Annotated in this window: 28 protein-coding genes and 1 pseudogene; 13 read left to right on the forward strand and 16 right to left on the reverse strand. The window is 65.8% G+C overall.

Features of this window, described 5'->3' with window-relative positions; genetic code table 11:
• Positions 1-17: 17 nt before the first annotated feature.
• Positions 18-1205: a glycosyltransferase gene (locus A5745_RS04560; RefSeq protein ID WP_076115264.1), complete on the reverse strand. Its 1188-nt coding sequence runs from the start codon at positions 1203-1205 to the stop codon at positions 18-20.
• Positions 1206-1276: 71 nt separating this feature from the next.
• On the opposite strand from A5745_RS04560, the gene A5745_RS04565 reads away from it, so the two are divergent.
• Both A5745_RS04565 and A5745_RS04570 read left to right on the forward strand, forming a co-directional pair.
• On the forward strand, positions 1277-2077 hold the full coding sequence (locus A5745_RS04565; RefSeq protein WP_076115351.1) for an MOSC domain-containing protein: 801 nt from the start codon (positions 1277-1279) through the stop codon (positions 2075-2077).
• Between the two features lie 159 nt (positions 2078-2236).
• A complete protein-coding gene (locus tag A5745_RS04570; protein ID WP_076058678.1) occupies positions 2237-2560 on the forward strand; it encodes a DUF732 domain-containing protein in 324 nt (107 codons plus the stop codon).
• 64 nt (positions 2561-2624) lie between these two features.
• On the opposite strand, the gene A5745_RS04575 is transcribed toward A5745_RS04570, so the two are convergent.
• The 5 genes from A5745_RS04575 to A5745_RS04595 form a co-directional block, all read right to left on the reverse strand.
• Positions 2625-3635: a D-2-hydroxyacid dehydrogenase family protein gene (locus A5745_RS04575; RefSeq protein ID WP_076115265.1), complete on the reverse strand. Its 1011-nt coding sequence runs from the start codon at positions 3633-3635 to the stop codon at positions 2625-2627.
• A complete protein-coding gene (locus A5745_RS04580) occupies positions 3635-4840 on the reverse strand; it encodes a glycosyltransferase (protein WP_076115266.1) in 1206 nt (401 codons plus the stop codon). The genes A5745_RS04575 and A5745_RS04580 overlap by 1 nt, the downstream gene beginning before the upstream one ends.
• Positions 4841-4877: 37 nt before the next feature.
• Entirely contained in the window at positions 4878-5426 is a 549-nt protein-coding gene (locus A5745_RS04585) for a thioredoxin family protein (protein ID WP_076115267.1), read from the reverse strand.
• 36 nt (positions 5427-5462) lie between these two features.
• Positions 5463-6056 carry a DUF1345 domain-containing protein gene (locus tag A5745_RS04590; protein WP_175879761.1) on the reverse strand — a complete coding sequence of 198 codons (594 nt, stop codon included), beginning with the start codon at positions 6054-6056 and terminating at the stop codon, positions 5463-5465.
• Positions 6057-6126: 70 nt separating this feature from the next.
• On the reverse strand, positions 6127-6792 hold the full coding sequence (locus tag A5745_RS04595; protein ID WP_076115269.1) for a cutinase family protein: 666 nt from the start codon (positions 6790-6792) through the stop codon (positions 6127-6129).
• A gap of 95 nt (positions 6793-6887) precedes the next feature.
• Between A5745_RS04595 and zwf the strand changes: the two genes are divergently transcribed.
• A complete protein-coding gene (gene zwf, locus A5745_RS04600) occupies positions 6888-8396 on the forward strand; it encodes a glucose-6-phosphate dehydrogenase (protein ID WP_076058666.1) in 1509 nt (502 codons plus the stop codon).
• Here zwf and A5745_RS04605 read toward each other — a convergent pair.
• Positions 8393-9634, reverse strand: coding sequence for a triacylglycerol lipase (locus A5745_RS04605; RefSeq protein WP_076115352.1), 1242 nt, complete (start codon positions 9632-9634; stop codon positions 8393-8395). The genes zwf and A5745_RS04605 overlap by 4 nt on opposite strands.
• A 125-nt stretch (positions 9635-9759) precedes the next feature.
• On the opposite strand from A5745_RS04605, the gene A5745_RS04610 reads away from it, so the two are divergent.
• The gene (locus tag A5745_RS04610) at positions 9760-10992 is read left to right on the forward strand and encodes an osmoprotectant NAGGN system M42 family peptidase (RefSeq protein WP_076058664.1); all 1233 of its coding nucleotides are present in this window, start codon (positions 9760-9762) and stop codon (positions 10990-10992) included.
• Between the two features lie 182 nt (positions 10993-11174).
• Positions 11175-11978, forward strand: coding sequence for a lytic transglycosylase domain-containing protein (locus A5745_RS04615; RefSeq protein ID WP_371336855.1), 804 nt, complete (start codon positions 11175-11177; stop codon positions 11976-11978).
• A gap of 8 nt (positions 11979-11986) precedes the next feature.
• Here the strand turns inward: A5745_RS04615 and A5745_RS04620 are convergent, their stop codons facing one another.
• From A5745_RS04620 to A5745_RS04630, 3 genes are all read right to left on the reverse strand, one after another.
• Positions 11987-12562, reverse strand: a complete 576-nt coding sequence (locus A5745_RS04620) for a cyclic nucleotide-binding domain-containing protein (RefSeq protein WP_076115270.1) — start codon at positions 12560-12562, stop codon at positions 11987-11989.
• A 72-nt stretch (positions 12563-12634) separates the two neighbouring features.
• Positions 12635-13111, reverse strand: coding sequence for an SRPBCC family protein (locus A5745_RS04625; protein ID WP_076058661.1), 477 nt, complete (start codon positions 13109-13111; stop codon positions 12635-12637).
• A gap of 9 nt (positions 13112-13120) precedes the next feature.
• Positions 13121-13807 carry a DUF899 family protein gene (locus A5745_RS04630; RefSeq protein ID WP_076058659.1) on the reverse strand — a complete coding sequence of 229 codons (687 nt, stop codon included), beginning with the start codon at positions 13805-13807 and terminating at the stop codon, positions 13121-13123.
• 163 nt (positions 13808-13970) lie between these two features.
• Here A5745_RS04630 and A5745_RS04635 point away from each other — a divergent pair, with 163 nt between their 5' ends.
• Complete coding sequence (locus A5745_RS04635) at positions 13971-14774, forward strand: PPOX class F420-dependent oxidoreductase (RefSeq protein ID WP_076115271.1); 804 nt, start codon at positions 13971-13973, stop codon at positions 14772-14774.
• On the opposite strand, the gene A5745_RS04640 is transcribed toward A5745_RS04635, so the two are convergent.
• Both A5745_RS04640 and A5745_RS04645 read right to left on the reverse strand, forming a co-directional pair.
• Positions 14771-15631, reverse strand: a complete 861-nt coding sequence (locus tag A5745_RS04640; RefSeq protein WP_076058655.1) for an alpha/beta fold hydrolase — start codon at positions 15629-15631, stop codon at positions 14771-14773. The two genes, A5745_RS04635 and A5745_RS04640, sit on opposite strands and share 4 nt — an antisense overlap.
• A gap of 127 nt (positions 15632-15758) precedes the next feature.
• Entirely contained in the window at positions 15759-16355 is a 597-nt protein-coding gene (locus A5745_RS04645; protein ID WP_254848499.1) for a nuclear transport factor 2 family protein, read from the reverse strand.
• 73 nt (positions 16356-16428) lie between these two features.
• Between A5745_RS04645 and A5745_RS25295 the strand changes: the two genes are divergently transcribed.
• The 5 genes from A5745_RS25295 (at position 16429) to A5745_RS23940 (ending at position 20539) form a co-directional block, all read left to right on the forward strand.
• Complete coding sequence (locus A5745_RS25295) at positions 16429-16686, forward strand: hypothetical protein (protein ID WP_369805162.1); 258 nt, start codon at positions 16429-16431, stop codon at positions 16684-16686.
• A gap of 421 nt (positions 16687-17107) precedes the next feature.
• Positions 17108-17257, forward strand: coding sequence for a hypothetical protein (locus A5745_RS24575; RefSeq protein ID WP_175879759.1), 150 nt, complete (start codon positions 17108-17110; stop codon positions 17255-17257).
• A 115-nt stretch (positions 17258-17372) separates the two neighbouring features.
• The gene (locus A5745_RS04655; protein WP_076058651.1) at positions 17373-17756 is read left to right on the forward strand and encodes a type II toxin-antitoxin system Phd/YefM family antitoxin; all 384 of its coding nucleotides are present in this window, start codon (positions 17373-17375) and stop codon (positions 17754-17756) included.
• Between the two features lie 13 nt (positions 17757-17769).
• Entirely contained in the window at positions 17770-18441 is a 672-nt protein-coding gene (locus tag A5745_RS04660) for a zeta toxin family protein (protein WP_076115272.1), read from the forward strand.
• Positions 18442-18499: 58 nt separating this feature from the next.
• Positions 18500-20539, forward strand: coding sequence for a serine/threonine-protein kinase (locus tag A5745_RS23940; RefSeq protein WP_083662725.1), 2040 nt, complete (start codon positions 18500-18502; stop codon positions 20537-20539).
• Between the two features lie 17 nt (positions 20540-20556).
• Here A5745_RS23940 and A5745_RS25300 read toward each other — a convergent pair whose 3' ends face one another.
• The 3 genes and pseudogenes from A5745_RS25300 to A5745_RS04700 all read right to left on the reverse strand — a co-directional run bounded on the left by A5745_RS25300 (position 20557) and on the right by A5745_RS04700 (position 22129).
• Complete coding sequence (locus A5745_RS25300) at positions 20557-21021, reverse strand: DUF742 domain-containing protein (protein WP_254848501.1); 465 nt, start codon at positions 21019-21021, stop codon at positions 20557-20559.
• Between the two features lie 12 nt (positions 21022-21033).
• A pseudogene (locus A5745_RS25305) lies at positions 21034-21552 on the reverse strand (peroxiredoxin); the annotation flags it as partial.
• A 121-nt stretch (positions 21553-21673) separates the two neighbouring features.
• Entirely contained in the window at positions 21674-22129 is a 456-nt protein-coding gene (locus A5745_RS04700) for a DUF1942 domain-containing protein (RefSeq protein WP_076058648.1), read from the reverse strand.
• Positions 22130-22452: 323 nt separating this feature from the next.
• Between A5745_RS04700 and A5745_RS04705 the strand changes: the two genes are divergently transcribed.
• The gene (locus A5745_RS04705; RefSeq protein WP_076058646.1) at positions 22453-23061 is read left to right on the forward strand and encodes an LGFP repeat-containing protein; all 609 of its coding nucleotides are present in this window, start codon (positions 22453-22455) and stop codon (positions 23059-23061) included.
• A gap of 29 nt (positions 23062-23090) precedes the next feature.
• Here A5745_RS04705 and A5745_RS04710 read toward each other — a convergent pair whose 3' ends face one another.
• Positions 23091-23918, reverse strand: a complete 828-nt coding sequence (locus A5745_RS04710; RefSeq protein ID WP_076115273.1) for a DUF1906 domain-containing protein — start codon at positions 23916-23918, stop codon at positions 23091-23093.
• 99 nt (positions 23919-24017) lie between these two features.
• Between A5745_RS04710 and A5745_RS24580 the strand changes: the two genes are divergently transcribed.
• Entirely contained in the window at positions 24018-24191 is a 174-nt protein-coding gene (locus tag A5745_RS24580; RefSeq protein ID WP_175879760.1) for a hypothetical protein, read from the forward strand.
• The last annotated feature ends 29 nt before the right edge of the window (positions 24192-24220 follow it).

Here is a 24220-nt window from a genome sequence, read left to right on the forward strand (position 1 = left end):
CCTCCACGAGACTGAGCCTAGTGGCCCAAGCGGGCGGCGTCTTCGAGGAGATCGGCCGCCCTGGCAACGCTTTCGGCCGGTGTCGTCATTTGGGTGGCGACCTCACGCGCGCGGGCGACACACTCCGGAACCAGTATCGAGCGCAGGTCGGTGACCAGTGATTCCCGGGTGGCGGCCGAAAATTGGCGCCCGGCACCGATTTTCAGCTGCTCGAGGGCCGCCGCCCACATCGGCTGGTCCCACACAGCCCAAAGGATTAGTGTCGGGACTCCGGCGCGCAGGCCCGCGGCCGTGGTGCCCGAGCCGCCGTGGTGCACCACTGCGCGGCAGGCCGGAAAGATTTCCGCGTAGTTGAGCGCGCCCACCACTTTGACGTGGTCGAAATGCGGACCGCGACTGAAGTCGCTTGCTCCGCTGCATATCAACGCTCGCTCGCCCAGCTGCGCGCAGGCCGCGCCGATCATGGCGACGGTGTCGGCGGGAGAGTCGATCGGCGTGCTGCCGAAGCCGAAGTAGATCGGCGGCGTTCCAGCGGCAATCCAGGCCAAGACGTCGTCGTCGGCGTCGGTCGGGAGCTCCAGGGTCAGCGCGCCGACGAAGGGGCGTCGGCCGGGCTCCACCCATTGGGTCGACGGCCCGGGCAAGCAGAGCTCGTCGTAGGTCTGGATTTCCAGCAGTCCGCCGTCCGCCAGTTGTGGCGCTGAGGGTCCGGCGTCCGCCGGTAAGCCGAGTGCATGGCGTTGGGCGACTTCAGCATCCTTCGTTATGCCGGAATAAAGCGGCCCAGATGCCAGGATCCGCGCCGGGAAGACGTGCAGTGCGGCGAGCGGAATGGCATGGTATTCAGCGACATTGGCGGCGAGCATCTGATCGTTCATGTGCGCCACCAGCAGGTCGGCGCTCGTTGACAGCGACGTCAGTGTCGCGCTTTTGTCCAGCCAGACCCGGCTGACTCGCTCTACGAGTTGGGGCAACGCACTGATCAGATTCCCTACGCCGCCAATGAAATTCATGGCGCCGTCCATCTGCTCCCGCGTGTCGGGCCCGTATGCGACCGCAGTGAGCCCCGCGGATGCGGCGAAGGCGACCATGTTGGGCGGGACGGCCAGGCGCACCTCGTGACCGCGGCGCAGCAGCTCCCGACCCACGGCGACACAGGGCTCGACGTCGCCCCGTCCTCCGTAGGCTGCCAGCACAAATTTCATCGCCGTTACCGTACCGCTCGGCGCGCGCCGTAGGTCGCCGCCGCATACTGGTCTGCGTGGTGGAAAAGCAGATGCGGGTCGAGAGTTTGCTCCGCTACCCGGTGAAATCGATGCTGGGCGAAGTTGTGAACCGCCTGTTCGTCGACGAACGAGGCGCCGAAGGAGACCGGCGGCTGGCACTTGTCGACACCCAGACCGGGCATGTGGCCAGCGCCAAGCAGGCCCGGCTGTGGCGTGGGCTGCTCAAGTGCACCGCGAACGGAAGCACCGGGCACGTGAACATCGGGCTGCCCGACGGGACAAGCGTCGCGGCCGACGACCCGGGTGTCGATGAGCTGCTGTCGCGGCTGTTGGGGCGCCCGGTCCGGCTGATCAGCCAACGGCCGGACGGCGCAACGCTCGAACGCCCGGATCCGGAGAAGCTGCTCGAGCTGGGGGTGGACGCCGAGGTCGCGGGCCGCATCTTGACGATCGGCCAGGCAACCCCGGGCGACTCGTTTACCGATGATGCCCCGCTGCACGCGATCACCACGGCGACACTGGAGCGCATCGGCGTCGAGGCGCTGCGCTACCGACCCAACCTGGTGATCGCGACCCCGGCGGGCTACCCGCCGTATGACGAAGACAACTGGCTCGGGCGGGAATTGACGGCCGGTGAGGTACGGCTGCGTGTCATTGCGTCCACCTCTCGGTGTGTGGTGCCGACGCTCGAGCACGGGACGCTCGCGCGAGCCCCGGAAGCGCTTCGCACGCCCGCGGCCGAAAATCGTTTGCCCGCAGGCGGTTCCGGGGCACAGCCCTGCGCGGGCGTGTATCTCGAGGTGCTCGAAGAGGGCGTCCTCGCCGTCGGCGACCCCGTCGCACTGGACTAGGCGCGACGCGCGGCCCGCATTTACACAAATTACGCCAAAAGAATTGCCTATTCAGATCTCCGCAAGCTGTTTCACAGATTTCACGGTTCTTCATATTTACGCCTCTTTTAGCGCTCATACTGGGACTCCGTTAACGCCCCGATGAAAGGAAGCGCGCAAATGCCCTCACCCCGCTGGCTGGCCAGACTGTCTGTCCCCATGATGGTCGGTGCTGCCCTTCTTACGAGCACTGCGATTGCGGTCGCGGATGCCACCGATGACACATTCCTCAGCAAAATGCACACTCTCGGCTTTACCTGGCCGTCCGGAGACGACTCCGACATCGTCGCGATGGGCCATCAAATATGCGCCGATCGCTCGGCAGGCAAAACTCCGGACGCTATTGCCGCGGACATCCACTCCACGCTCGGCGCGAAAGGCATCTCGTTCGCGGATGTCACCTCGATGGTGAGCGCCGCCGAATCGACTTATTGCCCGGGTTAGCCCGCAACTTCCGGCGATCAACCCCGTGGTCGGCTTGTGTGCCGGCCACGGGGTTGCGTTTTTGCTAGTTCGACTTTCGCCGCTGCAATGCCTCGGGGTTGGCGATCCTGACGGGCGTCCCGGTCAGCCACGCCGCGACCGCTTCGACGGTGTCTGCGTAGAAGGCGCCCAGCATTTCGCGGGTGGCGTAGCCCAGGTGGGGAGACAGCGTCACGTTCGGTAGACGACGCAATGGATGATCCGCCGGAAGCGGTTCGATGTCATAGACATCGAGGCCGGCCCCGGCAATGCGCTCGGCCGCGAGCGCGTCGATCAGGGCCTCGTCGTCCACGATCGGCCCCCGGGAGGTGTTGATCAAGTAGGCGTGCGGCTTCATCATGGCCAGCTCGGGCGCGCCGACCAGTCCGCGCGTGCGCTCCGAGAGAACCAGGTGGATGGAGATCACGTCGGATCGTTCGAAGAGCGTTGCCTTCTCGACGCGGCGAGCGCCGGCCGCCGCGGCCGCCTCGTCGGTGAGATTTTGGCTCCACGCAATGACTTCCATGCCAAACACTTTCGCGTATTCGGCCATACGCTTACCGATCCTGCCCAGACCAAGAAGTCCCAGCGTCTTGCCGGACAGCGTGCGACCGGTGGTCGTCTGCCACGCGCCCTCGCGCATGTGACGGTGCTCTTCGGCCAGATTGCGCACCGTCGCGATCATCAACCCCCAGGCCAATTCCGGAGTGGCATCAGGGACGGATCTGAATCGCGGATGGGCGAAATCCGAATGGGCAACAAGGACACGGTGTTCGGTGGCCGCGGTCATGTCCAAGTTCGGCAGATTTTTGCCGACGATGGTGATCAGCTTGAGGGTGGGCAGCCGCTCGATGAGGCCGCGCGGAAAGGCCATCCGCTCGCGCATCGTGCATACCACGTCGAACGGCGACAGCGCGTCCGCGGCTTCCTCCTCGGAAAGGTGGCGGTCGAAGACGGTCACTTCGGATCGGCTAAGCACCGGCGACCAGTCGGCGAGCTCGAGGGCCACGCCCGCGTAGTCGTCGAGTATCGCCACCCGGGGTAGCCGTTCTCCCATTACGCGACCGCTTCTTCCAGAAGATCTGCGGTGGCGGCGGCGCTCTGCGCGGGCTTGGTCATCCGGGCGGCGACCTCGCGAGCGCGAGCGACGCATTGCGGGACGAGAACGGAACGCAGGTCCGCGACCAGTGATGCGACGGTGCTGGCCGAAAAAGCCCGGCCGGCGCCCACTTCGAGTCGTTCGACTGCGGCTGCCCACATCGGCTGATCTTCGAGCGAGAACCAGAGGATCAAGGTGGGGATTCCGGCGCGCAGGCCCGCCGCCGTGGTGCCGGCACCGCCATGGTGAACGACCGCGCGGCACGCCGGAAAGATGGCGCCGTGGTTCACCGCGCCCACGGCCTTCATGTTGTCGAAAAGCGTGATACCCGAGAAGTCGCTCGCCCCAGCACAAATCAGGGCCCGCTCGCCCAATTCCGCGCAGGCCCTGCTGATTGCGGCGATCGTCTCGGCGGGGGACGGGAGCTGGACATTGTTGCCGAAGCCGAAGTAGATCGGTGGCGTTCCCGCGGCGATCCACGACAGCACATCGTCGTCGGCCTCGGTGGGCAACTCCAGGGTCAGTGCGCCGACAAACGATCGCCCACCCGTGGATTGCGTCGCCATTTCGGGAAAGCAGAACTCGTCGTATGCGTGGATCTCCAGCGAATCGAAAGATCCTATCGCCTCCGGCAGGCCTAGCGCGCGGCGTTGGGCTTCTTCGGCATCCTTGATGACGCTCCCGAGCATGCCACCCGAGCGCGACCGTCCACCCGGGAAGAAATGCAGCACGGCAATCGGAATGCCGTAATACTCCGCGACGTTGGCGGCCAGCCCCTGCGCGCCCTTGCCAGTAAGTATCAGGTCGGCCCCCTCCGCCAGCGTCGTCAGCGCGGCGCCCCAATCCGCCCAGGCCCGTGCGACATGCTCCATCACTTCGACCATCGCGCCCAACGGATTCTGGGTGTTCGTGTCGCCGTCGAAACTCCCGACGCCCGGGCCCGGCGGGCACCCGCCGAAGAACCACTTCAACGAATCCGATTGGAACGCAGCGGGTTGCGGCCCGTACGCGACCGCCGCCAGCCCCGCCGACTCGACGAAACCAACCATGGTCGGCGGCACCGCCAGGCACACGTCGTGACCTCGCCGCAGCATCTCCCGCCCGACGGCGGCGAACGGCTCGACATCGCCGCGACTTCCGTAGGCAGCGAGCACGATTTTCAACGGCGCAGCGCGGCTCGCGGCCCGGCGTGCGCGTGGCTCAGCGCCACTTGATGCCGCACCCGATCGACGGTCGCTGGTCCGGGTCGACCGGCCGACCGGCGAGCACGGCGTCGACGGCGGCCCGAACGTCGGCGGCCGTCACCGGCAGGTCGTTCTTTGGCCGGGAGTCATCGAGCTGACCGCGATAGACCAGCCGGCGCTCGCCGTCGAAGACGAAAGTGTCCGGCGTGCACGCTGCGGAAAACGCGCGGGCGACGTCTTGGGTCTCGTCATAAAGGTAGGGGAACGTCCAGCCGTGGCGGCGGGCCTCCTCGGCCATCTGGTCGGGGCCGTCCTGCGGGTAGGTGACGACGTCGTTGCTGGAGATGCCGACCATCGCGACCCCCAGATCGGCCAGGTCGCGGCCGAGCGCGGCGAGGCCGGCGGCGACGTGCTGGACGTACGGGCAGTGGTTGCAGATGAAGGTCACGACGAGCGCGGGACCGGTGAGCTCATCGAGGCTGACCGTGGCGCCGGTGGCCGGCTCGGGCAGCGCGAACTGTGGCGCGGGGGTTCCGAGGGCGAGCATGGTGGACTCGATTGCCATGCCGCCAGATTAACCGCCGCAAGGTGAGCGGGCCGATCAGAGCTTGGCGCCCAGCCCCGCGATCAAGTTGACGGTGACGGCCAGAACTACGGCGCCGAGCAGGTAGGACAGCATCGCATGGCGCAACACGGTCGCCCTGATGGATGTCAGCCCGATCTCCGTGTCCGACACCTGGAAGGTCATGCCGACGGTAAAAGCCACATACGCGAAGTCGCGAAAACGGGGCGGCTCGGGGTCGTGGAAGTTGATGCCCCCGGGTTGGTCGGAGTAGTAGAGCCGCGCGTAATGCACCGTGAAGAGCGTGTGCACGGCGAACCAGGACGCGGCGACCGCCAGGATGCCGAGAATGGCGGCTGCTATGGCTGGGGCACCCGCGTGCGTCCCCGCGGCCACCACGTAGCCGACCCCGGCCAGGCTCGCAACGCTTGCGGACACGACGACCACGTCTGCGATCCACCGAGTCGGATCCTCGCGTGTCACATATCTGCGGGTTTCCTCGGCATCCATGCCGCCCAGGATGAGCCGCGTCCACACGACATACACCCCGGCGGTCACGACCCAGCCGACAAGGGCGAATCGCCAGCCGACCGTGTTACCCACCGCGACGGCGACGGCGACTCCCAGCACCATGGCGATCAATATCCGAATCGCGACGGTGTCGCGTGAGGAGGTAGCTAGGGATTTCACGGGTCAGCACTCGCTACGTGCGCGGCGGCGTCCCTTGATTGAGGTGGTTGGCCGCGAATGTCGCGGCCTGGTTAGTCATCCCGGCATCGATGTAGGAAACGTGCGCCATGATGTTGCCGCCCCCAGAGCAGATCGGGTCGTCGGGGGCGCACAAGCTGATGGTCTTGCCGGTATACACCGGGTTGATCGTGGGCAGCGGCTGGCCGCCCCACAGCATGCTGGAAAAGCCACTCGAGGGCTCGCCGAAAAGCGCGACGGCGGCGACGTGGTCAGCGACCGACGCGGGCATCGCGTTGGTGGCCAGGTCGATCACCGTGGAGCCCTGAGAGTATCCACCGAGCACAATTTTCGAGTTCGGACAGCTGGCCACCGTGTCCTGGATGTGAGCGCCGGCGTCGGCGGCGCCGGCGTTCGCGCTGTTGTGGTAGTCGTCGTTGGCGGGGTAGTTGACCGCATAGACCCCGACGGATCGCCCGCCGACCTGCGAGGTGAGCGAGTCGACGAAGGCCTGTCCGATGTTGCCGAGACCGGGCTCCTGGTGGGTGCCGCGCGCGAAAACGACGGCGACATCGGAGCATGGGTCGGCGGCCGCGGCCGGACTGCTGAGGGGCATGCTGAGCAGCGCCCACGCCGTTGCCACCAAAACACCACCGATGCGAGCCAAGCTGCGTGCAGTCATGTCCGAATCCTGACATACGGCCCGCGACCATGACGCGGGCGGTTCGGCCGCAATCAGTCGTGCGCAGGCAGCGCGGCGGTGGAAGTATCGCAGAAGTGGCCACCAAGAAACCGCAGACGATCTCTTACCCGGCACCCGACGCGCGGCCGCGCCGCCACGGCGAGCAGCCGCTCGACCCCCACGTCATCGTCCTGTTCGGCGCGACGGGCGACCTAGCCAAACGCAAGCTGCTGCCCGGCCTGGCCTACTTGGATCAGTCGGAGCTTGCCCCCGATATCCAAATCGTCGCGACGTCGCTGGAAGACTTCAGCGACGACGAGTTCCGCGAACTCGCCAAGACCGCGATCGACTCGTTCGGCATGCACAAGCTCACTCCCGAAGAGTGGGCCAGCTTCGCGAAAATCGTCAGATACGTCCCGCAAAGCGCCGGGCCCGAAGCGCTTGCGGACGCGGTCGCCGACGCCGAGGCCAGCCTGGGCGTCAACGTGCGCCGCCTGCATTACCTGTCGGTCCCTCCGAAGGCGGCGCGAGACGTCATCACCATGCTGCGCGACGCCAAACTCGTCGAACGCTCCCGCGTCGTGATGGAGAAGCCGTTCGGCACCGACCTGCCCAGCGCGGTGTCACTCAACGACTTTCTGCACGAAACATTCGAGGAATCCCAGATTTTCCGCATCGACCACTTCTTGGGCAAGGAGGCGGCCCAGAACATCTTGGCGTTTCGCTTCGCCAACGGTCTGTTCGAGCCGATCTGGAACCGCAACTTCATCGACCACATCCAGATCGACATTCCCGAAGCCCTGGGTCTGGATCAGCGCGCCAACTTCTACGAAAGCACCGGCGCCTACAAGGACATGGTCGTGACGCACCTTTTTCAGGTGATGGCCTTCGTCGTGATGGAACCACCGACGGCCCTCGAGCCGTATGCCATCAGCGAAGAGAAGAACAAGGTGTTCCGATCGATGCTCCCCGTAAAGCCGTCAAATGTGGTGCGCGGCCAGTACAACGGCTACCGCCAAGAAAAGGGCGTGGCAAAGGATTCCGACACCGAGACGTTCATCGCGCTCAAGGTCGGCATCGACAATTGGCGCTGGGCCGGGGTGCCGATCTATCTGCGCACCGGCAAGAAGATGGCCGAGGGCATCCGCATCATCTCGATCGCCTTCAAAGAGGCTCCCCGGAGCATGTTCCCGCCGGGATCGGGAGTGGGAACCCAAGGCCCGGACCACCTCACGTTCGATCTCGCTGACAACTCGAAGGTTTCACTGTCCTTCTACGGCAAGCGACCCGGCCCCGGGATGAAGCTGGACAAGTTGTCCATGCAGTTCTCCTCTCAGGAGATCGACACCGTCGTCGATGTGCTGGAGGCCTACGAAAGGCTCATTCTCGATGCCATGCGGGGCGACCACACGCTGTTCAACACCGCTGAGGGCATCGAATCGTTGTGGGAGCGTTCGCAGGAACTGCTCGACGACCCGCCGCCGGCCAAGATGTACCAGCCCGGCACCTGGGGCCCCAACGCCATTCACCAATTGATCGCTCCCAATGCGTGGCGGTTACCGTTCGAGCGGGGATGGCGCGAGTCCAGGGGCCAAGACGCCTAGCCGGTGAACTCCGTCGACCTCGCCGACTCACCGAGCCACTCACGCAATTTCGCGTAGATGGTTGAGTGATTGAGCAAATCGAAGTGGTGTAGGCCCGTTAGCGTCAGTCCATGCGCCGCGTCGAACGGAACCGTGCGGGACTTACCCACACCCGACGCGCTGGCGGGGCGTACCAGGCGGTCGCCGAGGACAACCCCGACGGCCCGCGGACCCGCGCTGCTCGCCACGAAGTGGTAGACGGCGCCGGGCAGGAACGGCACCTCATGGCAGCGATCCCGCAGGAACTCGTCGGGATCGCATTCGCTCCAGTCCTCGTCGAGCAAAGCGCCGTAGCGCAGGTCCTTCGTGCCCGAGCTACGCGCATTGAGAAATGAAGAGACGGCGCGTGTTTCGGGCAGCCGGGCCAGCACCCAGGACGCGGCGTTGACTCCTTTTTCCAGGTCGGCTCCCAAGTGCGGCGAACCCAGGCAGACAACGTGGCGAACGTCGTCGGGCCAGCGCTGCGATTGCTCGACCCCGTAGTGGCAGGCGCTGCGGATCACCAGGCCACCCATCGAATGACCGATCAACGCGATCTCCTCGACCGGCACCGGCCACAGCGCCCGCAGCTTGTCGATCAGCGCGGCCAACGCCTTGCCATTGTCGGAGATGTGCAGCCCCGTGTTGTAGCGCAGATACACCGGTGTGAAGCCCAGATCACTGCGCAGCCGAGTGCCGTAGGGGGGCGCGGTCTCGCCGTCGCGCGGCTGCCGCCGCCACGACATTTCGGTCATGCACCAGCCGTGGACGAACACCGCGATCCGGCCGGTGGCTTCGGGAAACGCGGCCGCGACGGCGGCGGCATCCAGCGCGACGGGCTTCCCGCGCTGGCGGATCTGCATCGTCAGCGCGAATTCGTTGCGGCGGTTGGTTAGCTCGTCGCCGTAGATTCCATTGAGTGCGGCGACGACGCCGGCGACCGTGGGATGCGATTGGACCGTGTCGTCCTCGTCGCTGCCGCGGACTTCGGCGGCCAGTTCACCGACGCCGTGCAACGAGGCTCGCACCCCGCGGTCCACGGCGTAGTACGTCGCCGCGGCAATCGTGTTGTGCACGATCTCCACGGGTTTCGACGCCGGCCCTATGGCGCCGAAAACGCGCTCCGCGATGCCGCTGTGCGTGTCCCGCACGAAAGTGGTGAGAATGCGGGTGCCTTCGCCCGCGAGGTCTGCGAGTGACCGGATTTCCTGTCGCTGCACGAGCTGCTCCTCCCTGCTCTGACCATGGGTTCCCATTCTGCGCGCGTCTTAGCGCCCGCGGGGCCAATGGGGGCCGACAAGCGGTAGGTTGAACGCGATTCCGCAGAATCCCGAAGGGAGGCACCGTGGGCCACACCGCGGCCATGACTGAGGCCGACCGCGCGTGGATGGTCGACACACTGCTCGCGCTGCTGCAGACCCCGAGCCCGTCGGGGCGGACGGACGCCGTGATGCAGCTGATCGGCGACACTTTCGATCACTTCGGCGTCCCATTCTCGCTGACCCGCCGCGGAGCGTTGACCGCCGAACTCACGGGTGAGTCGCCGACCATCGACCGCGCGCTGGTGGTGCACGCGGACACGATCGGGTGCATGGTGCGAAGTCTCAAGGACAACGGCCGACTCGAGGTGATTCCGGTCGGCACGTTCTCGGCCCGCTTCGCCGCGGGCGCCCGCGTGCGGATCTTCCCCGACGACCCCGACGAGTTCATCACCGGCACCGTTTTGCCGCTCAAGGCCAGTGGGCACGCCTTCGGCCACGCGATCGACACCCAACCCACGGACTGGGAGAACGTCGAGGTGCGGGTCGACCGCAAGGTGTCGTCGCGGGAGGACTTGGTTCGGCTCGGCCTGCAGGTCGGTGACTTCGTCGCGTTGATCACCAGCCCCGAGCTCACCGCCGACGGCTTCATCGTGTCCCGCCACCTCGACGGGAAGGCCGGCATCGCGATTGCGCTGACGCTGGCCAAGAACTTCTCCGAGAAACGGGTCATGCTGCCTCACCGCACCATGATCATGGTGACCATCACCGAGGAGGTCGGCCACGGGGCCAGCCATGGCCTGCCCGCGGACGTCGCCGAACTCATCTCGGTCGACAACGCGGTGTGTGCGCCCGGCCAGCAGTCCATCGAGGACGGGGTGACGATCCCGATGGCCGATATGCACGGCCCGTTCGACTATCACCTGACCCGGAAGCTGTGCCGGCTCGCCGAGGAGCGGGGCATCCCGTACGCGCGCGATGTGTTCCGCTTCTACCGGTCTGACGCCGCCGCGGCGATCGAGGCCGGCGCAGGCACCCGGGCCGCACTAGTCGGCTTCGGCCTTGACGGCAGCCACGGCTGGGAGCGCACCCACATGGACTCGCTGGAGGCGACCTACAGCCTGCTGCACAGCTGGCTGCAGACACCGCTGACGTTCGCCAAATGGGACGCGAAGCCGTCCGGCAAGCTACGCGACTTCCCCTCCTCGAAGCAGCCCGCGCCGAGCGAGCAGTGGGTGCCCCTGTCCCGAGGCGAGCACGGCGAGCCCGGCGAACCGTCACCGGGTTCGCCCTGGCCGCCCGCGGGGCCCCAGAGCTGAGGCTGCGGCCGCTCGGCACCTCGACACACCGGCTACCGTTGACCTATCCCGACTTCTCGACGGGAGTGAACAACGTGAGCCGTAACCATGCAGTCGCTGTCGTGGGCGTGGGTGCGATCGTGGTCGCACTCGCAGGGTCTACGCATCCCGCACCAGTGGGCATCGAGCTCGCCTCGATCACCATGCTGGCCGACGCGCCGTACGCGTCCGACGGCGCGCAGCCACACCTGGCGTCCGACCCCGCGCAGTTGGCCGACGACCTCGTCGCCGACGAAAACGCGCTGCGTGACCCAGCGACGGGGGAGGCGGCGCTGGTAGCGGCGGCGCATCGTCAGCAGGCCGCCTATCGGGCCATCGGTCGGCACCCCGAATGGGATGCGACGACCCGACCGCGCATCCCGTCGTCATTGCTCGACGTTTACGACCGCAATGTCGACGCCCGCCGACAGCTCACCGCGATGACACCGGTGCGAAGCACGCTTCCCGCGTGGCGCGTCGAGTCGCCGGCTCCGGCCGACCAGCTGCTGGGCTTCTACCATCAGGCCGAGTCGGAAACCGGCGTCGGCTGGAACTATTTGGCCGCCATCAACTTCATCGAGACTCGCTTCGGCAGCATCGTGGGCGCGAGCACCGCCGGCGCGCAAGGGCCCATGCAATTCCTGCCCGCGACGTTCGCGACCTACGGGGCGGGCGGCGACATCGGGTCGCCCCACGACAGCATCATGGCGGCGGGCCGCTACCTCGCCGCGAATGGCTTTGCCAGCGACCGTGATCGCGCCATCTACCGGTACAACCACGCGAACGAATACGTGCGCGCGGTCGATCAATACGCGACGCTGATCGCCGCCGATCCCGCGGCGTTTGCCGGCTATTACCGGTGGGATGTCTATTGCTACACGAACGCGGGCGACGTGTTGTTGCCCATCGGGTATGCCGCGACATCACCGATCCCGGTGGGGGACTACCTGGCATCCCACCCGCAGTAGTCCGGCACCTATGTGCCGTGTCGTTCGATCCATTCGGAGACCGCCGCCTCCAGCGCGCCCGCGACGTCCACACCGGCATGGTCTGCGGCCCGCTCGAACCGCTCGACCAATCCCGTTGGGAGCGAGGCGTTTAGCTTGGAGCGCGCCGGTTTCGGTTTCGGTGGCGGCGTGACAGGGACGTGTTGCGCGGCGGTCGCGTCCATGGTTTCACGGAGCGCGGGTATCTGGTCGAGCAAGCGGGCGAGATCGTCGCGCTCGATGCGCAGTACTTCGGCCGGCCCCATCGTCGTCACGGTCGCGGAACGCAATTTCCCACGGCGCAGCGCGGATTCGCCGATCACCTCACCCGGCCCCAAGACGGCAATGCGGTCGTCGCCGACGTACACCCCTACCTCCCCGCTGAGCAGGATGTAGCACGCGTCCGACGGCGTCTGCTCACGAATCAGCGGCCATGGCACCGACCGCGACGTGTGATGCGCCGCTTGCACGAGCCGCTCCAGCTCGTGATCCGAAAACTTGTCGAATGCGGTGAATTCGCGTAGCCGGCGTGGGTCTATCGCCGGTTCGTGCGCGTCTGACTTCATAGCGGGCTCCCGATGCGCGATGTGACCGTGCCACCGAGGAGCCTAACGCTGGATTTGCTGAAAAAGCAGAGGTTAGCCCGCGACGGATCGCTCGAGGGACGCCAACGAATCGGCAAGATAGTCCTCACCGAAGATGGGCATCTCGCCGACCCGCTCGCGGAACTCCTGGGGCGTGCCGCTCCAGTCGTAGGTCAGCGTGACGTCGGTGCCGTCCCCGTTCGGCGCGAGGTCGTAGCGCCAGAACCAGCCGCCGGGATTGTGGTTGCCGGCGTCGTCGAGCACACCCGGCATCCACCCGATCGCGCGATCCTTCTCGAACACATTGACCAGGTTGTAGGTGACGTAGTCGCCGCCGGCTCGGATCAAGTACATGTTCATCGCGAACATCTGGCCCGCGGCGGTGATCGGTGTGGTGTCCACGGCATCGCGGACCCAATCGGTGGGCTCGGTGGCGGCGTGCCGGGACGGATCGGCGAGGACCGCGAAAATCGCTGCCGGGCTCGCGCCGATCGTGCGGGTGACGACGTAGCGTTCGGCGGTCATGGTCATCCGTTCTCCTTACTTGTCGCTGGATCCGTAGGCGCGGGCGATATCGGGAGAGTCGAGCCAACCCGAGTATGTCGGGCGCGACGGCCACCCTTCGGGCGAATCGAGCCATTCCTCCTGACGGCCCCACGGAAGTATGTCGATCAGCGCGAAGCTGTGGCTGAGCTGCTCGGTGCCCCGCCCGTTCGTATGCCACGTGCGATACACGGTGTCGCCGTCGCGCAGGAACACGTTGACGGCGAAGCCGCCGCCCGGCGGCGCGTCCATGTCGGCGCCAAACGAGCTCTCCGACGACGAGTACCACTCCATCCGGTTGCCGACCTTCCGCTTGTACGCGAGTGCCTCGTCGATCGGTCCGTTGGTGACGATGACGAAGCGGGCGTCATAGCTGTCGAGGAACTCGAGCCGGGTGAACTGCGACGTGAAGCCCGTGCACCCGCTGCACTGCCACTCCGCGCCGTCCGACCACATGTGGTGGTAGGTGATGAGCTGCGAGCGGCCAGCGAACACATCGACCAGCCGGATCGGGCCGTCGGCGCCGATGAGCGTGTAATCGGGCAACTCGACCATCGGCAGACGGCGCCGCTGGGCGGCGATCGCGTCCAGTTCGCGGGTGGCGGCCTTTTCGCGCTTGCGCAGTTCGTCGAGGGCGGCGCGCCACGTCTGGTGATCAACAATTGGCGGTAGGGCGTTAGGCATGGAATCAACCTTTGCTCTCGATCTGTCAGTCTCAAAGGTATGACCGGTGGCGGCCCAAGAATTCATCGCTGGATCGTCGGTTGACCTTCGGTCGTGATGTCACATGTCGGCGCGCTACTACGTCTAGCGATTGAAGACAAACAAGCAACGCGGACGAGGGGGCGTGATGAATCGCTTGAGCAGCCTGGCGCGGGTATACCTGGTCGCGGTGACGGCACTGGTCGGCACGATCACCGCGGGGATCGGGATTTGGTGCCTCATCGGTCCGACATCATTTGCGAATGCGGTTGGCTTTGATGTGCACCGGCACTTCCTGCACGATCTCGGCGCGTTCCAGATAGGCCTAGGAGTGGGGCTCCTGCTCGCGCTGATCTGGGCGGACGCCCTGGCCACCACGCTCGCGGGCTTTCTGGTGGCCAACACCCTGCACACCGTGAACCACGTGATGGACCTCGACCTGGGCGGTTCGGCGGCGCAGGCGTGGGCGCTCGGCGTGGTGTCGGTGTTGCTGGTGGCGGCATTCGCGCTGCGGCTGCGTCAACTCGGCTACGTTCTGGGTGCCGTTGGCACCGCCACCACTCCGGCGTTGGCGCGATTCGTGCGGCAGAAGACGATCCGGCTCATCACGTTTCGCAAAGACGGCACACCCGGCTCGAGCCCGGTCAGCATCGTGGTCGACGGCGACCGCGCCTACTTCCGCAGCTTCGAGCGGGCGATCAAAGTTCGCCGGATTCGGCGCAACCCGAGCGTCGAGTTCGGCCCCGCGACAGCATCGGGCAAGCCAACGGGATCCGTACAACCCGGCACTGCCCGCATCCTGGAAGGTGCTGAGTACCGCAACGTGGGGCGGCTGCTGCGGCAAAAATATCCCATCCTGCATGGCGTGGTGGTGCCGCTGACGCACCGTCTCATGCGGTCCAAGTTCGGTCGCACGGTGCACGTGGAGCTCACCCCGTCGACCGACTAGCTCAGCCCAGCCCCGGGCCTGCGGGCGGCGATATCCGATATCGCGTCGATGACCGCGTCCGGCTGATCAAGTGAGACAAAGGTTTTCGCGTCTGGAACCTCGATCAGCTTGGCGTCGACGAACTGCTTGGCCAGGCGCCGGCCCAAGCCCGGGGTAAAGCAGCGGTCCCGCTGTCCCCATACGAGCGTGACGGGCTTGGTGAACCGGGGAAGTCGGGTGGCCACGTCGGTGAGATCGGTGACCGCGACCTGACGCAACAGGGCCGCCAGGTCGCGGCAGATGCGTGCGTCCTTGAGGCAGGGCTGCAGCCACGCGGCGGTGACGTCCGGATCGGGATGGTTGATCAGCAGGCCGAAGCCGAGTGGCGAGTTGCGCAGCGCCCGCAACCGCATCTGTCCGAACAGCGCCTTGATCGAGATGGGGCCGCGAAGCAACGCGAACACGAGGTCGAACGGGAAGGGCGGGCACTTGTCGAAGGCGTCGCAGTTGGTGAGCACCAGCCGTCCAATCCGGTCCGGATGAGCGTCGACAAGCAGTTGGCATATCCCGCCACCGGTGTCGCTGCCGACGAGGGTCACATCGGAAAGGTCGAGGGCCACGATCGCGTCGTTGATCATCTCCGCAACACCGCGCAGTGAGAGCGCCGTGGCATCTCTGACCGGGATGGTGTGCGAGCCGAGCGGCAACGTCGGCACGATGCAACGGAAACCGCGGCGCGCCAGGCCTTCAGCGACCTCGCGCCACAGTCGCCCGTCGACCAGGATGCCGTGGACGAACAGCACCGGCGCATGCGGAGAATCCTGCGGTCCGAACTCCTGATATTCGATCGTGCCCTGGGGGAGCGCCAGCTCTGCCATGTCGGTTGTTCCTCCTCGTGCTTCGGTGCCGACCCACCCTCAATCGAAGCCCGAGAGCAGCTGCCGGGGCCACCCCGCGAACTGCCAAATACTGCCAATCTCCCGAAGGCGCGGCGCCAACGCCCGGTCAGGGCTCGAGATTCAGCAGCGCCGCACCGGTTGCCGGATCCAGGGGTGCCGACGCGTGGTCATGCGCGACGAGCCAGCGGCCGTTGACCTTCTTGAGACACACCGTCGCTCGAACCCAGAAACCGGCGGTCGTGTTTCCCCCCTTCAGGGTGCCGCTGAGCCGATTGAGGCTGTGCGCGAATGCGACGTCGCCGCGCACGGTGATCGTCAGGTCGCGAATCTCGTAATCCGGCTGCTCGTAGGCAGCGAATACGCGCTCCCAGTTCTTCCGTTTCGCTTCCGTCCCCACGTGTTGTAGGGGCGGCTCGATGTCGAACGACACAACATCTGTCGTGTAAGCCGACATCACGGCCTCGAGATCCCGGGCGCGAATGGCACCGGCGAGTGCGTCGATCCGGTGTCGAATGTCAGCTTCGTCAGCCGGCTGTTCGGTAGGCGTGGTCATAGAATTCACGGTAGCCGGAGCAAACCGGTGCTTGACCTGTCCGGCTGGGCCGGGTTCGATAATGCATACGGCTAGGGGGAGGCCCGCAATGAGGACATTCATTCGCCATCTGGTTTCCGTCGCCATGGTTGCGTGGGCAACGATGGCCACCGTAACGATCGCAACTCCGGCAGTGAGCTGGGCCGACTGCGGCAACGGCGATGTGTGGGACCCGAAGGCCGAGGTGTGCCGGCCCGCGGGAGGGCCGATACCTCAGCAATGCGACCCAGGTCAGTGGTGGGACCCGACGGGCGACGTATGCCGGCCACTGGGTGTCGGGCCGCAACCCTTGGCATGCGACCCGGGCCAATGGTGGGACCCCACGGCGAACGTGTGCCGGCCGCTCGGGGTGGGACCGCAACCGTTGGCGTGTGACAACGGCTGGTGGTGGGACCCGACCGCCAACATCTGCCGTCCACCAGTGGTACCGCCCGCCGGCTAGGCGCTGCGTGCCTTCCAAAGCTCCCTTAGTGGCCGCTAGCGTTCCTTCGGCGGCGCGAGTATGCTCCATTCACATAGTGAACGGATACGTCTACAATTGAGCAGGAACGGCCGCATGTACAGCGCACCATCGCCCTTTGACGAGCCGACTGCACCTATCGATACGCGGACCCTGCGCTTATGGTGGGCGCGCCAGCATCGTGAAACGTACGTCATCGAGCGGCGCAAGCCCTGGCGCGCGTCCATCCGGGCAACCTCGAATCGCTGACGACCTCACCGCCCTCAAGAGTTGCCGGTGAGCAGGTTGTAGCAAGCAGATCACCACGGGCAGCGTTGCCGCAACAACAGCTGCCTACTCTGACGGGATCCGATCGGGGGAGGCCGCGTCTATGCCTTGGTACTGCTGGGCGACCGTCGTCATCATGCTCATTGCCCTTACCGCGCGCCATCTGGCACCTCGTGAAGGGGAACACCGCCGGCCGGCAGAAGAGGGCGAATCACCCGCCGTCGCGGCAAATCCTTTCGCGCGCAACGGGATCAACGACGAGACGTACCGCCAGCGCTTTATGTGACCGTTCCGGACCGACAACTTATCGCTTTCACCGCAATCCATCTCGGCTAACTGGCACGCCGTCCGCACAGTTTTGGCCTATGCGCAAAATAGACAAAACGGCTAAAATAGCTCGTATGCAGACAACCACCAAGGCGGGCGCCGCGTCCACCGTCTCGTTCCGCAATCGCGACGGCAAGCTGGTCGACGTGCCCAGGGTGACCGCCAGCCGCCTCAAAAACGAGTTTGGCACGGTCTTTGAGGAGGCCGCACTCAACGGGGCAGTGGTGATCACCAAGCACGACACCCCTCGGGCGGTGCTGCTGTCGTATCCCGAATTCGAGGCGCTGACCGCGCCGGTCACACCTGCCCTCGACGACCTCAGCGAGCGCTTCGACAAGCTGCTGGCCACCATGCAGACACCGAAAGCAAAAGCCGGGGTCGCCGCGGCCTTCGACGCCACGCCGGAGGAATTGGGAGCCGCGGCGGTGAAGGCGGCGCGCGCGGCCCGGCGACGGTGATCCAAGGCGGGCCATGGTTCGCAAACCAACGGCGCCGCCGCAGATCCACGTGTTGGCCGGCGTCAACGGCGCCGGCAAGAGCAGCATCATCGGCGCGACGATCCGCGACAAGGGCGGTGAGTACTACAACCCCGACGAGGCCGCGCGCGAGATCATGGCGGCCAACCCCGAATTGGGCCAGACCGAGGCGAACGCGGCGGCCTGGGACCAGGGCCGAAAGCTGCTGGAGCGGGCGATTGATGAAGGCCTCGATTTCACCTTCGAGACCACACTCGGCGGCAACACCATGCCGCGGCTGCTGGCCGATGCCGCCAAGCGTGGCATCGAAATCCACGTCTTCTACGTCGGGCTCGACACCGACGACGCCCATATCGCGCGAGTCCGGCAACGGGTCCGCGGCGGCGGGCATGACATTCCCGAAGCCGACATCCGACGCCGCTGCCGCCACAGCCTGATCAATCTCGTGACATTGCTGCCTGTGCTGACCGAGCTGCGGGTGTATGACAACTCCGCGACCGCCGACCCGGCGAAGGGACAGACACCGCGGCCGGTCTTGGTGCTGCACATGCAGCGCGGCCGGATCGTAGGGCCGCGCGATTTGACCTCGACACCGGAGTGGGCCAAGCCCCTCGTCGCGGCGGCGCTGGAGCTCGTAAACGGGAGGGGAGTCCGCCGGGATAGGTGAGCAGCGCCGTCCGAACCACGTTTGCGAGGGTTTCCCCAAACTGCGTCAGCGGTGGATTATGGTGTTGCTGGCTCGCTGCTGTCGGGAGGTTTCGGTGGAAGGGACCCCGTTCGGCCAGTACCGGCTAATCAACTTGCTTGGCCGAGGTGGCATGGGTGAGGTCTGGCGAGCCTATGACACCGTCACCGATCGGATCGTGGCGCTGAAAGTGCTTCCCGCGCATTTTGCTGCGGACAGGACGTTTCAACAGCGATTCCGTCGCGAGGCCCACGCAGCCGCACGGTTAAACGACCCTCACATAGTGCCGATTCACACCTACGGCGAGATCGACGGGCGGCTATTTGTCGACATGCGGCTGATCGAGGGCCGCGACCTGGCAACCGTGCTGGCCTCGGGTTCGATGCCACCCGCACGCGCGGTCCACATCGTCGAGCAGCTGGCCCACGCCGTGTACGCCGCGCACAAGATCGGATTGGTGCATCGGGATATCAAGCCCTCCAACATCTTGCTCGACGACAACGATTTTGCGTATCTGATCGATTTCGGGATCGCGCGCGCGGTGGGCGAGACGGGTCTGACGGGGACGGACGTGGTGGTGGGCACGCTGCGCTACATGGCGCCCGAGCGTTTCGGTGTCGGTCAGGCCGATGCACGCTCGGACATCTACGCGCTGGCCTGCGTGCTGTATGAGTGCTTGACGGGAGGCGCCCCGTTTCCGGGTGACAGCATCGAGCAACAAGTGGCAGGGCATCTGTCGGCCCCGCCGCCGCGACCGTCCGACTGCGGCGCGCCACCGGGGTTCGATGCGGTCATCGCCACGGGTATGGCCAAGGACCCTGACCGCCGCTACGCCACCCCGGTGGAAATGGCACGGGCCGCTCGTGACGCGATCACCATGCCGATGCGCCGACCGGACTCGACGGTGCAGGCGCACACGGCCGGTGAGCCAACGGAGCACATACAGCAACCGTTGCCCCCCAACACATTCCAGTTCGTGGAGGGAAACCTCAAACGCGCCAGACGGCCATGGGCAGTCGCCGCGGTGATCGCGGTGATCGTGGCCCTGGCGGGCGCGAGCGTATACCTTCTCCGCACACACACATCCACGACTGCAACTACGCGGACGACGGCATCCCCGGCGGTCGCCGTACCACCATTGGCACCCGTAACACCTTCGGCACCGAGCGGGACGGCCACGGCACCGCCGAGTGGTCCGCCCACAATCGCCGGCTCAATCCGGGTAGGTAACGGCGCCTTCGGCATCGCGGTCGACTCCGCCGAACACAGCGTCTACGTCGCGAACACCGGTTCCAACTCCGTCTCGGCGGTCGATACCGCCAGCCGCACAGTCACAGCCACCATCACGGTAGGACGCCACCCCGTGGGGCTGGCGGCGGATCCGTCGAGCAAGACCATCTACGTCACCAACTACGACGACTCCTCCGTGTCGGTGATCGACATCGCGAGCAATAAGGTCGTCGCCTCCATTGGTGTCGGTATCCATCCCGGTGGGGTAGTGGTCGACCCGGATGCCCGAGTCGTCTATGCCACCAATGGTGATAGCGCATCGGTGTCGGTCATCGACGCGACGACGCATGCCGTGACGGCGACGGTGCCCACCGGGAAAGGTCCGAGCCGGGTGGCCATCGATCGGACCGCGCACCGCTTGTTTGTCACCACCGCGGATCCGACAGTGACGGTTATCGATACGACGAACCGAACCGTCATCGGTTCCGTCGCGCTTCGCGGCCGCCCGGCCGGCATCGCAATCGATACTGAATCGCACACTGCGTATATAGCCAGCGGCGACGACGCGTCGGTGTCCTTCGTCGACACCAACAGTCTCGCTGTCACCGCGAGTGTGCCCGTCGGACAACGCCCCGCCGGTGTGGCGGTGGACCCGCCGACGAAGACCGCGTACGTGGCCAACTACAGCGGTGCGTCCGTGTCGGTGATCGACACCGCTAAACGCACCGTCACCGGAATCCTTCCCGTCGGCAACAATCCGCTCGCCATCGCCGTCGACCCGAACACACACTTCGCGTACGTCACCAGCGACCTCAACCACGGTTCGGTGTCGGTGATCGAACGCGGGTGAGGGGCGAGGACACTTCGTCAAGCCGAGTGGCGTGCTCGTAGGCCGCGCAGCGTTCTCTTTATAAGTTCACGCCGTTCGTCGATCGTCATCGAGTCACCGAGGGGGGCGTGCACCCGCAAATAGCCTTGCGTCACTAGGTCGCCGACCAGGAACCGCGTCGCACCGAGCGGCAAGGCCAGACGCGCAGCGATCTCCGCGACCGAGGGGCTGTCCGCGCACCATGCCAGGATCTGGCCACGCACATCATTTCTCGGCCAGCGCGACGGCTTCGCTGCGGTGTTGAGCGCTTCGATGCGCGCCTCGAGTGGCAGTTCGACACCAGAGTCGGTGCGACCCGCCGTCAGCGCGTATGGCCGGACCGGGCTCGGCTCGTCCGCGGATTGCGATTCGGTGAACCAGTCGCCGATCGGTTCGCCGTTGCCCTCCGACTGCTGATGCGCGTCGGTGTGCTTCTCCCGGACATGCGGCGAACCATGCGACACGTTGTGGTGCTCCAAGAACCACAGGGCCTGGTCGGCGTGGACCGATGCGCGCAGCTCGTTGGAAACGACCTTGAGTACGGTGCGGTCGGTGTCGATGACGAATGTCGTCCGTCTGACCGGCAGCAGCCGGGCCAGCAGGCCGCGGCGCCGGCTGTGCCGGCCGCGCCGGGTCGCCTCACGCGCCACGACGGATCTACGCAGCTTGGCGAGCCTGCCTCGGCGCACCCCGAACAGCTCGGACACCACGCCGTCCGCGTCGGACAGCAGTGGATAGTCGAAAGACCGCTGCTGGGCGAAGTGGGCCTGCTTGTCGACGGTATCGGTGCTGATGCCGACCCTTTGGGCGCCCACCCGGGCGAATTCGTTGCTCAGGTCCCGAAAGTGACAGGCCTGGGCTGTACAGATCGGTGAAGACGCTAAGGGGAAGAAGAACAGCACCACCGGGCCGTCGGAAAGGAGCGCCGCCAGTGTCCGAGGCTGACCGGTGTGATCGTGCAGAGTGAAGTCAGGCGCCTTCTCGCCCGCGATCATCGGCAAAGAGTAGCGCGGGGAGGCGTGGAAGCGGAACGACTGGGACGATTCGGCCACCGCCTAACAGCTGCCAGGGGATGGCCGACACACTCGAAGGCGGGGACGCGTATCGAGTTGCTAGCTAGCCCTTCCAGACGACCTTGTCAGTGCCTCCGGCGTCCCGGTATACGACACTGTCAGGGTTCGTACCGTTGCGAACGTCGAAGTAGATGCGCCCCTTAACAGGGCTTCCTAGGGGGAGTGGCCCCTCGGGAAGGCCGTCGATCTGGTTGCCCTTCATCACCGCGAACGTTGAGCTGTTGACCGCCCGAGCGTTGAAGTCGGCGATGTTCGGAGTTGCGTTACCGCTTACGCCTGTGGCCGTGACGTCGGAGTACCAGATGCCGTCGTTGTGGCCGCTGGGCCGCAGGTTGCTCACGGTGTAGTCGATAGTGCCGCCATTGCTGGACAGCTCTGCCATCTGGCCGAATTGCAGCACTTGCGGATCGGCGAATGCCGGCGTCGCCGCGAGGATTCCGGCCGCCGCCAGTGCGGCCGTTGCTGTCATTGTTTTCGATGCAATGTGTGAGAACGCCACGTCGGGCTCCCTTCGTGAGTGTGCCGCCTGGCGAATGGCAGCAGCCGATTCACAGGTGAGGTCTATCCAGAGCTCCGAATTTCAAACCATCGATGGGAGGGTCACGGGACGCGGCCGCCGAGCCCATGGTGGACTTCATCGAGCACCGTGATCCCTCCTCAGGTGCTCTGCCTCGCCGGCTATGACCGCGCCGTAAGGTCGTTCGGAGCTACGACGACCGCGGCCGCCTGCGCCACTCAGGTGGTTCGGTCGTGGTCCCGGTCGGGCAGGGGGATAAGGGGCGACTCGACCCACACCACAGCAAGACGCTAGGAGGAAAGCTCATGAGAACGATCGCATACCGCCACCCGGCAGTCGTCGGTCTGGCCGCCGTCGCGCTGATCACTGTCGGCTGCAGCAATGGCAACAGCGTCGACGCGTCGCCACCGTCTCAGGTCGGGGCGAGCGGCACCTCCACGTCTAAAACCCCGGCGCCACCCACCGAGGTGAAGCTGATCGGGGAGAGCGACGTCGAGGTGACTCTGACCGGCCCGATCGCTGCCAAGTACTCGGCGGCAACCGAGGATCAGAAGAAGGCCCTCGGCAAGCCGCTGACGGGTGACCGCAACGCGGGGACACGGGAGAGCGGCGTGGTGTTCCAGCAGTTCCAGGGCGGCGTGATCACCGCCAAGAACGGCGCGGCCGGCACGCCTGCATACATCACCGTGGGCAAGATCCGGGAGGCGTGGAATGTCCCACGCGACCCGGACGGCACGCCCGCGGTCACCGGCACCAACGGCTCGGCAGGTCCGCTGGGCTTGCCCACCAGCGACGCGAACACCGTCGGCGATCTGGTCGTGTCGAACTTCGAGCATGGCAAGATCGAGTACAACCCGAAGACCGGCCAGGTCGAGGTGACGGTGAACGGCAAGGTCGTACCATCCGGGCTATAGCCCGAATCAGGCGTTCAGCGATCTCGCCACTACCGCACATCGCCACTGGGATGGTTCGCATGGAGGTTCCACTGGCCGCAATCGGAAGCCAGGACATCGTTGACGTCGACTTCGAGTCCGCCGACCTTTGGCCCGGGATTGGACGAGGTGCTCACGACTCGCTGGTAGAGAACAGCGGCAGGGTGGACCTGATTGCCGGACCAGGCGCGAGTTTGCCAAACCCAACGGCGACCAGGTGTGCTCGAAGACCCGACAACGCCATCGGCCGCGGCCCACTCACACACCCTCACGCCTCCGTAGACCCCCGTGCGTTGAACCCCAAGAACCGAGTTGATTCCGCGAAACCACTGCAGCGCGCTGCGATTCCAGGTGTCGCGATTGATGTCCTCGTCGATGGTGAAGAAAATCGGTGCACCTTGGCTGCCGCCCGCGGCGGTGTGCAGCTGCCAGGCGGTGCGCGCGTCCGCGATGCCGCCGGCGTAGCCGCGCGTGAAGTCCGACGGTGCCGACCCACCCGGTTTGCCGTATTGGTAGTTACTGACGATTACCAGGCCTGCGGCTTTCAATGAGTCGGCGTAGGGCCGAGTGATCGGCTTGGCGCCAAACGATGAGCCAGGACGCGACTCCGAAACGTAGGTGACCACACCGCTATAGCCGGCAGCTCGAATCTGCTGCGCAGGAATTTGGCGCGCGGCGAAGTCGACCAGCTGGGGAGGAGCGGCGGCGGCCGCCGCCGGCATCCCGCAGCCTAATGATCCGACACCCAAACCGGCCAACGCTATTGCGTAGCGCAGCGCGTCGCGCCGAGAAGGCGCTCGCAGTCGCACGTCGCTGGCCAGCGGGGGCAAACTGTGCATCGCGCGATGTTAACGATGTGACTGTTGTTACCGATAGGGCTGCGCCAGCCGAAACGCGGTTGCGCTCCCAAACGGATACCAAACGGTGACCGTTCGGCTATGACCTCGGACACGGCGCGCGAATGGCTCGGCGTAGCAATTGGACTGAATCGCGCCCTGGTCTACCGCATGCTGGCCCACCTCGAGGCCGACGCGACGACGTCGAAACAATTCGATGGTCTTGTCGAGGTGATCATGCGGGGACTGCACCGCGTTGTGTGCTGTGACCGTTAAGGAGCGTTACCGCAATCGTGATCTCGCAC

The sequence above is a fragment of the Mycobacterium sp. IS-2888 genome, assembly GCF_001954215.1.
Lineage (GTDB): Bacteria > Actinomycetota > Actinomycetes > Mycobacteriales > Mycobacteriaceae > Mycobacterium.